Annotated in this window: 10 protein-coding genes; 7 read left to right on the top strand and 3 right to left on the bottom strand. The window is 70.4% G+C overall.

Annotated elements, in window-relative coordinates:
- Nucleotides 1-115: 115 nt before the first annotated feature.
- Complete coding sequence (gene tnpB / locus EER30_RS44735; RefSeq protein ID WP_127508803.1) at nucleotides 116-1495, bottom strand: IS607 family element RNA-guided endonuclease TnpB; 1380 nt, start codon at nucleotides 1493-1495, stop codon at nucleotides 116-118.
- A gap of 645 nt (nucleotides 1496-2140) precedes the next feature.
- Here tnpB and EER30_RS44725 point away from each other — a divergent pair.
- The 4 genes from EER30_RS44725 to EER30_RS44710 are packed head-to-tail and all read left to right on the top strand — an operon-like array spanning nucleotide 2141 to nucleotide 4298.
- Nucleotides 2141-2608, top strand: a complete 468-nt coding sequence (locus tag EER30_RS44725; RefSeq protein ID WP_127508799.1) for an SAM-dependent methyltransferase — start codon at nucleotides 2141-2143, stop codon at nucleotides 2606-2608.
- A gap of 43 nt (nucleotides 2609-2651) precedes the next feature.
- Nucleotides 2652-3329 carry a transposase domain-containing protein gene (locus EER30_RS44720; protein WP_127508796.1) on the top strand — a complete coding sequence of 226 codons (678 nt, stop codon included), beginning with the start codon at nucleotides 2652-2654 and terminating at the stop codon, nucleotides 3327-3329.
- A complete protein-coding gene (locus EER30_RS49240) occupies nucleotides 3326-3826 on the top strand; it encodes a hypothetical protein (protein ID WP_127508793.1) in 501 nt (166 codons plus the stop codon). The genes EER30_RS44720 and EER30_RS49240 overlap by 4 nt, the downstream gene beginning before the upstream one ends.
- 10 nt (nucleotides 3827-3836) lie before the next feature.
- Entirely contained in the window at nucleotides 3837-4298 is a 462-nt protein-coding gene (locus tag EER30_RS44710) for an HAD domain-containing protein (protein ID WP_432417605.1), read from the top strand.
- Here EER30_RS44710 and EER30_RS44705 read toward each other — a convergent pair.
- Nucleotides 4272-6677, bottom strand: a complete 2406-nt coding sequence (locus EER30_RS44705; protein ID WP_127508788.1) for a tetratricopeptide repeat protein — start codon at nucleotides 6675-6677, stop codon at nucleotides 4272-4274. The two genes, EER30_RS44710 and EER30_RS44705, sit on opposite strands and share 27 nt — an antisense overlap.
- A 437-nt stretch (nucleotides 6678-7114) precedes the next feature.
- Here EER30_RS44705 and EER30_RS44700 point away from each other — a divergent pair, with 437 nt between their 5' ends.
- From EER30_RS44700 to EER30_RS44690, 3 genes are all read left to right on the top strand, one after another.
- Nucleotides 7115-7882, top strand: a complete 768-nt coding sequence (locus EER30_RS44700; protein WP_127508785.1) for a trypsin-like serine protease — start codon at nucleotides 7115-7117, stop codon at nucleotides 7880-7882.
- 357 nt (nucleotides 7883-8239) lie between these two features.
- Nucleotides 8240-9424 (top strand): cytochrome P450, encoded by a 1185-nt coding sequence (locus tag EER30_RS44695; RefSeq protein ID WP_127508782.1) that lies wholly within the window; start codon nucleotides 8240-8242, stop codon nucleotides 9422-9424.
- Nucleotides 9425-9454: 30 nt separating this feature from the next.
- On the top strand, nucleotides 9455-10021 hold the full coding sequence (locus tag EER30_RS44690; RefSeq protein WP_127508779.1) for a signal protein: 567 nt from the start codon (nucleotides 9455-9457) through the stop codon (nucleotides 10019-10021).
- On the opposite strand, the gene EER30_RS44685 is transcribed toward EER30_RS44690, so the two are convergent.
- A complete protein-coding gene (locus EER30_RS44685) occupies nucleotides 10022-10957 on the bottom strand; it encodes a hypothetical protein (RefSeq protein WP_127508777.1) in 936 nt (311 codons plus the stop codon).

Raw genomic sequence — 10957 nt, 5'->3', positions numbered from 1 at the left:
TCGTCGGCATCCTGCACGGATGCCTCAAAACCGGCACACCCTACAACGAGGCGACCGCCTGGTCCGCTCACCTCATCGACGCTGCCGCTTGACATTCAAACTCCTGGGATGTCTTTCAGTGTGCTTTGGTCAGCACATGATCGGTAGTCCTGCCTTGCGGCGGGACGGTCCCGGCCTGACCCACAAGTGTGGTGCCGGGTTCACGCTTCACGGCCACCTGCCCGCGTGCGCGGGTCTTCTGGTCGGCTCCACGTGCTGCCACCGAGCCACTCCCGGCGGTATCGAACTCAGCCGCTAGCGCGGCGAGGTTCAGGGCGGCGTTGCGGTCGCGGTCGATGCTCAGCCCGCACGTCTCACACCGGTAGTTACGCTCGGACAGGGCCAGCTTGGTTTTCACTGTGCCACAGGCCGAGCAGGTCTTGGATGACGGATACCAGCGGTCGGCCACCACGAGCCGGCCGCCGTTCCACGAGGTCTTGTAGGCCAACTGGCGGCGGAGTTCGGCGAACCCGGCGTCGGCGATGTGCCGGGCCAGCCTGCGGTTGGTGAGCATGCCGGCGACGTTGAGATCTTCGATCACCATCGTGCCGTAGGTCGCGGCCAACTTGCTGGTGAGCTTGTGGATGGTGTCGCGGCGCAGGTTCGCGACCCGGGCGTGCGCCCGGCCGAGCCGTGCCGCCGCGCGCTGCCAGCGTTGTGACGGACGCTGTCCGGTTCTGCGGTCGGGTCCGGTCTTGCGGGACAGGGCCCGGCCCAGCGCTCGCAGCCGGGTTTGTGCGGCGGCCAGGTGGCGTGGATTCGGCACGGGATCGCCGGTGGACAAGACGGCCAGGTGTTTGATCCCGACGTCGACGCCGATCACGGAATCCGGCCGGGCCGGGGTTCGTTCGGCTCGGTCGACTTCGACGGTGAACGACACGTGCCAGCGCCCGCCGTCGCGGCGCACGGTGGCGGACAGGATCCGGGCGGTGCCGGCCTCGAGGCGGCGGGCGAGTTTACGGGCCGATTCGTGCAGCTTCAACCGGCCCAGCCGGGGCAGCACCACATGTTTGCGGTCCGGCTCGACCCGGATCGCCCCGGTCGTGAACCGCACACTCGGGGTGGTGCGGCGGCGTGCCTTGAATCGTGGGAACCCGGTCGCGCGACCTGCACGTTTGCCCGTCCGGGAGTCGGCCCAGTTCTTCAACCCGCGGGCGAGCGCGTCCAGGCCGGTGTTGAACGCTTCCTTGGATACCTCAGCCCACCACGGCGCCACCTGAGGCTTGACCGCGTTCCACATCTTGCGCAGCCCTGCGAGCGACCACGACACCGCCGGGGTCAGCAACCCGTCGGGCACCCCGTACGAGCGTTCCGCGGCCCGCTGACCGATCACGGCCGTGACCCTCGCCAGCGCCCAGTTGTGGGCGACCCGGGCCGCCCCAGCGTGCGCGAGCACATTGCGGTGCTGGCGGGGTGTCAGGTCGAGGGCGAACCGGTAGGCCTGGAACGTCTTCACCTCAAGCCATCCCCGGTGAGGACCGCGACCGTACGGTGAGCCCGGCCCGCAGCAGCCCGACGACCGTACAACCGGGCGTACAACGAAGTCATGGCCTTCGTAACGTCGCGCACCAAGTCGCTGGACCCGCCCGGGGCGACAACCAGCAGACAGCGGCGGCCCCGCGCGGTCAAGGGGAGTCCCGACACTTCAACGACAACCCGGTCAACAGCCTGACGATCCTGCCACGCGACCTTGAACCAACCGGCGGCATCACGGCCCGGCGCTGAGACCGCAGAGGCGACACCGGAACACACACACTCGCTCACGGTTCCCCCCTTTCCGCCCGCTCCATCGCAGCGAAAGCAGTCTCCCCAGCCGCATGACCACTAGTCAAGAGACATATTGTCATTCGCCTAGAACGTGGCATGCGACGCCACCGCGCGGTCCCGAACAACATTCCAGTAACCGCTGCCCACAGTCACTATCGCAGGCCAATGAGCACTACTGATTATCGACAGACGAGCAGATAACACCCCCTCTCGGCCGCGCGGAGTTCGAGCGGCCCTCGACCATCGACGGCGACACCGGCGCCTCGCTCCCGTCGGCGGGCGCGACGTGCAGATTCAGACGCAGTTCCTCACCGCTTCCGCGTAGCCTCGGCCCATGCCCAGCTTCGAGATCAAATCGATCGGTACGGTCCACAACGACCGGACCGACGTTCAGCACACGGACAACTGGGGTGCCGTCCGCAGCACGATCGTCGTCGACGAGCGTTTCGGCGACGCGTGCCTGCAGGGTCTTGACGGCTTCTCCCACGTGGAGGTGCTCTTCGTCTTCGACCGGTTCCCCGAGAAGGACGACTATCGCGAGCCGCTCCCCTACCGCGGCCGCGCCGACCTCCCGCCCGTCGGCATCTTCGCCGGGCGCGGGCCCCGCCGCCCGAACCGCATCGGCGTGACGTGCTGCGCCATCGAGTCCGTCGACGGCCGCGAGCTGACCGTGGTGGGCCTCGACGCGGTCTCGGGCACCCCGGTCATCGACCTGAAGCCCGCGATGGCCGAGTTCACCCCGGCCGACGTCACACAGCCGGAATGGGTCACGCGCATGATGTCCGACTACTTCCGGCCCTGAAACCGGTCGCTGCCGGCCGCCGGGGTGGCTACCGTGACCGGCGATGACGGATGACTGGCATTACACCCACCCGGGAACGGAGCTGGGTGCTCTGCAACGGGGTTTAGGACGGGCGGCGCGCAGACCCGGCGACAGAGACGCGGTGCTCGGCTGCATCGCCCGGGACTACCGCTGGGACTGGCAGGTCGACGAGCGGACCGTCTACCTCGCGCGGCTGGTCCGGGCGGTGAACATCCCCGTGACCGACCTGATGGCGCTGCTCGAAGCTCACCCCGAGGACAACGACGACAACACGTTCAACAACACCCTGTCCGTCCTCGCGACACTCGGCCGCGACGGGGACCTGGCGGCGGTCGACGGACTAAGGCGCTACATCGGCGACGGCCCGCGCTGGGTCGATGTGCTCGAGCACATTGCCGGTGATTGGCCGCGGGAACAGTGGGACGACCTGCTGCCGGTTGCCCTGGCCCGGCTCGACAGTGCCGGGGACGACCCGTTCTGGGGCGGCCGGCCGTGGACGGACTGGGCCGGAGCCGACGACCGGATCGCGTCTTGGCCGCCTGCCAGGCGTGCGCCGTCGCTGCGAGAGGCGCCGGCGGAAACCCTCCTGACCACGGTCAGCGACGGTGACCTGGCCGGGCAGCGGGCGGCACTGTACGAGCTGAACTGTCGCGGACCGCAGCCCGCCATGCTGCCGATGCTCGACCGGCTGTTCCGATGAGCTGCGCCCTGAGTCTTCTCGGCCCGCAGGCCCTTCCTACCGCCCGCCGCTGGGCCGCGACGCCGCAGCATCCGATGCGCTGGTCCGCTCAACGACTGCTGGCCGCCCACGGTGACGAGACCGATGTCCCAGCGCTGCTGACCGCCTGGGATTGGCTGGACAGCAGGCCGGAGAACCGCTGCGGCTACGACACCTTGGCCACCGGCCTGGCCCGCATCGGCGGCGACGACGCCCGCACCATAGTGCCGCGCCTGCATCGCCTCTGGTTCAGCCCACATTCGTACGAACGTGCCGCCTACCTGCGCGCCGCACTGGCCCTTGATCCCGAACATGTCGCCCCGCGCCTGTTCGAGGGCCTCTGGGACTGCGAGGCCGATGTCCGCCGCGTCGCCGCCGAGAACGCGGAGCTCACCGAGCGGCTGGCGTTCCTGGAAGCCGACCCGATGGAGGACGAGGAGGTACGTGCCTCAGCCCGCGCCCGGCTCCCCAAGCCGTGACAACAAACCCCTGTTGTTCCTCGACGTGGACGGCCCCCTGCTTCCCTTCCGCGCCCGGCGAGACACCGAAGATCCGCTCCTGGCCCGGATCGATCGGGCGGACGGGCCGCGGCTGCGCGCGCTCAACTGCCGGCTGGTCTGGGCGACCACGTGGATGGATGAGGCCAACGAGGTCGTCGCTCCCCTGTTGGGCCTGCCGGAGCTGCCCGTGGTGCGCTGGCCCGACGACGATGACGTGCCGATCCGTGGCATGCACTGGAAGACCGCGCCCCTGACCCGCTGGGCGCGAGGCCAACCATTCGTGTGGCTCGATGACGAGATCGGCGACATGGACCGGCTCTGGGTAGCCGGGGAACATCCCGCCCCGGCCCTGCTGCACAAGGTCGATCCCTACCTGGGCCTCACTGAGGACGATTTGGAGACCGTACGGCGGTGGGTTCTGCGATCAGACAGTCCACGGCTCGGCCGGTGATCCGTCGGCGCTCAGGCCGAAGCGGCGGATTCTCTCGGCGCTTTCGACGTCGCCGGCCGTTTCGCGCAGCCGGGCAAGGTTGATCATGGCGTTGGTGTTGGCGCGGTTGACCGCAGCGCGGTACAGGCCGGCGGCGGCGTTCGGGTCGCCGGCGAGCTCGCGTCGCCGGGCCAACCTGCTCAGCACGATCGGGTTGCCGCGATCGGCGGCCTCGTGAGCCAGACGAGCGGCCTCGTCCGGGTCGCCCTCCCCGTCGAGGTGGAGCGCCAGTTGGCTGAGAATGCTGGTCTGCCCGCGTTCCGCGGCTTCCCAGGCCGCCGCGACTGCACCCGCCAGGTCACCGGCGCGGCGGCGGTCCCGCACCAGCTCGATCAGCGCGTTGTTGTGAGCCCGCTCGACGGCTTGCCGGCGCAACCGAGCGTCCTGGTCGTCGAGGTCTTGTGGCCGGATCGCTCGCTTGGAGAAGATCTTCGCACGATCCAGATCACCGGCACGTTCGCCCGGCTGCTCGGCGGTTCGCCGATCGCCATCGGCGGCCGCGCGGGCGAAGCGGGCCGCGCCGTGTTCGTCGCCGGACAGTTCGGACAGCCGGGCCAGGGCGCGCAGGGCGCCGGTGTCGCCGAGGTCGGAAGCTTGGCCGTACAGGTCGGCAGCGCCTCGGAGATCTCCGATCCGTTCCCGCATGAAGGCCAGGTGGTTCAGCGCGTCGGTGCTGCCGCGGGCCGCCGCACCACGACAGAGGTCCACGACCGTGTCGCTCGGACTGCCGGTCAGTTCGACCAGCCTGAGCAGGGCCTTGAAGGACGCCAACTCTCCGTGGTCGACGCTGGCACGGTAGAGGAGAGCGGCATGCCGATAACGCCCTCGTTGTTCCGCCGCCCACCCCAGCACGCGCAAGGCGCCGGCGTCCTGAACCGTACGCGAAGCGGCCTGCCAGAAACTGGGTGGTGGGTAGACGTCGGCCCGCGGTGTGGCCCCGGCCTGCTCGACGTAGTCGGCCAGCCGATACACCGGGCCGCCGTGCTGGGTGTCCTCGCCCGGTCGAGGGCGCAGCGGGGTCAGCAACCCGCGGATCCCGTTGCAAGGCTCGGCGGTGTAGGCGAGAGCCTGTTCGAACCAGTGATCCTGGTCGTTCAGGGCCCACGCGTCGTCGTCGAGATAGCCGGCGGCGGCCTCTTCGAGCAACGCGCGCGGGATGGCCGGGGGATGGCCGAGCCGGCGAGCGTCGACCGCGACGTCCAGCAGGGCCCGGGCCGCCGGCGGCGCTTTGCGGTAGCGGTCGAAAAGCATCGGAGCCCCGGCCAGGTACTGGGTGATGCGACCGCCCGTGGCGTTCTTGCCGGCGTGGTGCAGCCGCGGGTCGTTCTTGGTGTCCAGGTCGGTCAGATCGGACGGGGTGAACGCCTCGGGTACGTCGACGTCGGTGGCGTCCAGGAGTTCGCGGACCTGAGCGTGCGGGTCACTGAGCCCTTCGTCCATCGGCCGGTTCGTCAGCTTCGTCCAGTGTCCGGGCCACATCGTCGCCAGCACCAGGACGGGCCTCCGTTTGTCGTCCGCGAGCAGGGTACGCAGACCGGCCGCGATACGTTCGCCGAGTTGGCGGCCGAGTGGGGCGAGGTACAGCTGGGCCTCGTTCAGCCAGACGATGGTGTTGCGGCCGACGTGACCGAGCTCGTCGGCCGCGGCCTCCGGCCGGGTCGGGTCGAAGGGATGCCAGATCCGCCACAGCTCCGGTTGCCGCCGCTCGACGTACTGAGCCAGTTCCCAGCAGGCACGGGTCTTGCCGGTTGACGAGCCGCCCACCAGGGTGATCATCCGGCTGGAACCGGTCAGCGCCGAGTCGGCGATCTCCCGCATCCGCCGATCGTGGTCCCGGTCCACATAGACGGGCAGCTGGGTCAGCCTCCGGCTTCTTCCCGGTACGGTGATGGCGCGATGCACCTCGAGGGCGAACGGATCGCACACACTGATCGGCCGGCCCGGGTCCGCTGTGGTGGTACCGGCCGGTTCGGGCAGCTCCGTCAGCCGCGCGACCTGCGCCGCAACCGCGAACTCGTCCTGGCCGCAGTCGCGGGCGAGTATCCGGGCGACCGCCCGCACGTCGTCGAGCCTTGCCGGGCCACCCCAGCTGATGATCCTGTGGATCACGTCCTTCTTCGGCGCGCCGTCGAGCCGGTCGTCGTCGGCGATGCGCTTCTCCAGCACGCTGAGCGACGGCCGGCCGGCCTTCTCGTGCAGGCCGTGGAGCAGGTCGCGGACGTCACGCTGTGATCCACTCGGGAGATCCGGCTGAGCCAGCCGTCGCGGCCGGCGGATCGGCTGAGGTCTGGCCCCGGGCACCGATGGGCGACGCACCGGTCGGGACTTGTCGGCATCCATCGCGTCCTCATGATGCCGCACCGCTACCTTGCGTGCTCCGCTCGACACCCGTCGACACCGAGGCCAAGCCCTTCGAGGCGACCCGAGTCTGAACGCACCAGTCAGCCTCAGACGCGCGGGAGCGAGCGATGACCCGACACGAACCACACTCCAGCGGACCGGACGATCACCGAGCCCGGATTGCTCTGGCGGTGCTGACCGGCGTGGTCGGCGGCGTCGCCCGCGCTGTCACGAGCTGGCTTCTGGACCACGTGACAAGCCTTCTGACGTAGGTGCCGGGCGGAACGACGTACGGCAATGGTTGCACTTTTGAGTTAAGCGGATCGGGCAGGCGTGGCGCGGTGGGTCGGACGATGCCACCGTTGGTGTGCGTTTCGTAGCGTGTAGTCAGACGGCTACGAAGGGCACGGACATTGACCAGGCACCGATGGGCACGGATGGCGCTGATCGCCGTCGCCGCCTTCGTGGTCTGGGCGATGACCGGGCAGGCATCGGCGATCGTCACCGCGCAGGCCGCGACGAGCGACCGGCTCTCGTCCGTGGTGCGCGTCGACGCCGACCAGGGCTTCTTCGACCGGGGCCTGACCTGCACGGGCACCCTGATCGCGCCCCGCTGGGTGCTGACCGCCCAGCACTGCACCAACGTCGGCGGCCGGCCCGACGAGCCCTACCGCGCGAGCAAGATCCACGTCGGCGAGGCGGGGAAGACCGTCTCAGCCGTACGGCGCATGTCCGGCTATGACGCGAAGACGCTGGTCAACGACGTCGCGCTGCTCGAGCTGGCCGAGCCGATGAGCGGGGTCGCCCCGGCCCGCATCGCCGACGGTCCCCTGCCGGCGGCGAGCGGTGCCGAGGTCTACGGGTTCGGTGGCACGACCGTCCAGCACACCGCGGGCGTACGGGTCACCAGCCTGGCCGCCGTGAACGAGGGCCCCTGTCTCTTCCCCGACCCGCTGCGTGGCTCGCTGACCTTCGTGACCTCGGTGCGGGGCGGTTCGTCGCCGGGCGACAGCGGCGGGCCCATGTTCGCGGCCGCCGCCGACGGCACCCCCGTGCTGCAAACCGTCACGGCCGGGGCCGCCGACCGCCAGACGTGCGGTTCGCCCGATTTGCGGCAGCGACCGCAGGCGTGGGTCGGCATCTACAACCGCGTCGACCGGGCCAGCGAAGCCTGGTCGTTCCTGGCCGAACACCTCACGGGGTAGCCGTATCGGGCTGAACCGCACCCCTAACCCGAGGGGGCGGCGTGGTGGGACGGACTATTCCGCGTGACCGGGCCACTCCGTAGCGTTGACGCGACGCATCGAGCTTGGTGAAGGTCGGCAGGTCGACCCCTGGGAACCGGGTCGCGGCCGACCAGCCGGGGTGACCGTCGCCGGGGGAACGCCCGATTGTGGGCGCGCGGCAGCGGTCACGGCCGGGGTGGGCGGGCAGCGGGGCGGCGGCCCGCCCACCATCGGCCGTGCGGAGAGCCCTACGGAGAGCCGCGCGGAGAACCGTGCGGAGAGCCGCGCGGGAAGCCGTACCGGAATCTGTCGTACTGATCGGCGATGATGAGCGGCATGGACCATCAGACCGCGCTCGGCTCCCTCTTCTCCCCCGAAGGCCGCGACGACCCGTACCCGGCCTATGACGTCCTGCGTGCCCACTCCCCGGTCCTCCTAGCGCCCGACGAACGCTGGTATGTCACCACCCACGCGCTCACCAACCGCCTGCTGCGCGACCCGGCCCTGCGGCTGGCCGACGCGAGCGACTACGACCAGTTCTGGCCCGGCTGGCGGCAGAACCGCGGGGTCGCCTCGGTCGTGCTGTCCATGCTGCAGACCAACCCTCCAGACCACACCCGCGTACGCCGTGCCGCCGCGGCCACCTTCACGCCGAAGCGCATCGCGGCCATGCGTGACGTGATCGCCGAACAGGCCGCCGACCTGATCGAGGCGATGCCCGACGGGGCCGACTTCATGACCGCGTTCGCCTACCCGCTGCCGATCGGCGTGATCTGCTCGCTGCTGGGCGTGCCCGCCGGCGACCGCGCCTGGTTCCGCGAGAAGGCGGCCGACCTGACCGTGGTGCTCGAGCCGATCAGCACCGTCGACGAGATGGAACTGGCCGACGCGGCCGGGCGCGAGCTCGAGAACTACTTCATCGGCCTGATCGCCGAACGGCAGAAGAACCCGCGGGAAGATCTGACCAGCGCCCTGATCGCCACCGGCGGCACCCTCACCGGCGAGGAGCTGCTGGCCAACCTGGTGCTGCTGCTGGTCGCCGGGTTCGAGACGACCGCGAACCTGCTCGGCACCGGCCTGCACCTGCTGCTCACGATGCCCGCCCAGGCCCACCGCCTGCGCGCCGATCCCGAGCTGTCCCCCGCCTTCGTCGAAGAGATCCTTCGGTACGACTCCCCGGTGCAGCTCACGTCCCGATTCGCGGCCGAGGATCTCGACCTGGACGGCGTCGCCGTGCCGGCCGGCGCGGGCCTGACCATGCTGCTCGGTGCCGCGAACCGCGACCCGGCCCGCTACCCCGACCCGCACCGCTTCGACCCTGACCGCCCCAGCATCCAGCCGGTGTCGTTCGGCGGCGGCGCCCACTACTGCCTGGGCGCGCCTCTGGCCCGGTTGGAGGCCCAGGTCGCGTTCCCGTTGCTGCTGACGACGCTCCCGAAGCTGGCCCTGAGCGCCGAGCCGGTACGCCGCGACCGTCTCACCCTGCGCGGCTTCGCGTCGATCCCGATCACCACTGGCTGACCGGACATCCATCGACTACCCTCACCCGCCATGTCGATCTTCTCCGACCTGTTCGGTGGCGGGCGGCCGGCGCAGCCGTTGCCCTACGACCCGTCCTCGCCGGAAGGCCTGGCCGCTCGCTGGGTGCAGTGGGTCGCGAGCTTCGGCCCGCTGCGCAACCCGGTCGCCGACCCCGACGGCTCGGTCGCGGCGGTCAACCAGCCCGACGACGTCTTCTTCCTCGCCGGCACCTTCGGCGACGCGGTGGAGCGGCAATGCGCCGTGCCCGCCGGACGTCCGTTGTTCCTCCCGGCGTTCAACATGTGGCACTGGCCCGCCGACGAGCCGCCGCCCCACCTTCCGCACGCCCGCGGCGAACTCTTCGTCGACGACGTCTTCTCCGAGCTCGACGTGATCGCCACCCCGATCCCGTTCGAGGTCGCCGGCGCCCGCGGAAACCCGGCCACCGGCACCCGCAAGCCGATCCCGGTGACCGTCTGGGGCCTGTGGCGCCGCCTCGACCCGCTTCCGCCCGGCCCGCACGAGATCCGCTTCACCGGCGGCGACGGCCACGGCTTCACGGTCGCGGCCCGCTACCGGATTCAGGTCGAGGCGTAGTCAGATTCGGTATCGACCAGGCGGGATGCTCAACGCGGGCGAGCCCGGAAGGCGCGCCAGCATCCCGACGCCCCGCACGACGGCGTCCTCTCGCAGCACGCCGGAGACGATGTCGACGCTCATCTCGGCGGCCACCGTGCGCGCGGTACAGGCGTCCAAGAAATCGGCGTACGCGTCGTCGAAATCCTCGTCGTCGTCCACCTCCTCGGGGGCGACGCTGATGCCGACAGCGTCGAGGTGGCGGCGTTCGATCGGAAGCGGAGCCCCGACGGGGGAGGAGGTCGCGCCGGTGTTGTAGTCGTAGCCGAAGCGCCGGACGGTCCGGCCCTGTTCGGCGATCAGCCAGGTCGACTCCTCCGAGTACTCGTTGAGGCAGAACGCGTGGGCCTCGCCGAACTCGCCGCTGAGCCGTTCGACCAGCGACCGCACCTCGCCGGAGCGGGCGCCGTCGTGCGGGCTGTACCAACCCCCGGCGACGACGGTCCACCCGCCGATCTCCGGGGTGACGAACACCAGACCGCCGGGATCGGCGCGATCGTCCGAGATCACCTGCGTGGCCAGTGCGAACGTCGCCGGGCGCAGCGGGGTCAGGCCGAGAGAATCGATGATCGCGCGTTGCTCACCCCCGCGGACGCACAGCCAGGCATCCCAGCAGCGGCTGATGCTCAGGGAGGCCTCCACCGGGGCCTTGACTCGCACGAGCCGCTCGGCCGCCGCGAGGTCGTCCGGGTGCAGACCGGCCTCGCCGACGAGGGTGACCAGCACCTCGAGCGCCGCGGGACGAAGACGGCCCGGTCCGTGGCGGCGGATCCGCTGCAGTTCGGGAACGATGGCCTGCCCGCGCCCGGTCAGGTGCCACACCCGGCTCCAGCGTTCGTGGCCCACGGTGCCACGCAGCAGCCCGAGCTCGGTGGCAAGGTCGGCCTCTTCGGTCAT

Origin of the sequence: Actinoplanes solisilvae (assembly GCF_003999975.1) — a bacterium.
Lineage (GTDB): Bacteria > Actinomycetota > Actinomycetes > Mycobacteriales > Micromonosporaceae > Actinoplanes > Actinoplanes solisilvae.
Note: the sequence above shows the minus strand (reverse complement) of the source record. Positions and strands in the feature narration are given on the sequence as shown.

Coding starts and splice junctions, on each gene's coding strand:
- EER30_RS44725 (WP_127508799.1), top strand. CDS start 2,141: ATGCCCAGCTTCGAGATCAAATCGATCGGTACGGTCCACAACGACCGG.
- EER30_RS44720 (WP_127508796.1), top strand. CDS start 2,652: ATGACGGATGACTGGCATTACACCCACCCGGGAACGGAGCTGGGTGCT.
- EER30_RS49240 (WP_127508793.1), top strand. CDS start 3,326: ATGAGCTGCGCCCTGAGTCTTCTCGGCCCGCAGGCCCTTCCTACCGCC.
- EER30_RS44705 (WP_127508788.1), bottom strand. CDS start 6,677: ATGGATGCCGACAAGTCCCGACCGGTGCGTCGCCCATCGGTGCCCGGG.
- EER30_RS44700 (WP_127508785.1), top strand. CDS start 7,115: ATGGCGCTGATCGCCGTCGCCGCCTTCGTGGTCTGGGCGATGACCGGG.
- EER30_RS44695 (WP_127508782.1), top strand. CDS start 8,240: ATGGACCATCAGACCGCGCTCGGCTCCCTCTTCTCCCCCGAAGGCCGC.
- EER30_RS44690 (WP_127508779.1), top strand. CDS start 9,455: ATGTCGATCTTCTCCGACCTGTTCGGTGGCGGGCGGCCGGCGCAGCCG.
- EER30_RS44685 (WP_127508777.1), bottom strand. CDS start 10,957: ATGACCGAAGAGGCCGACCTTGCCACCGAGCTCGGGCTGCTGCGTGGC.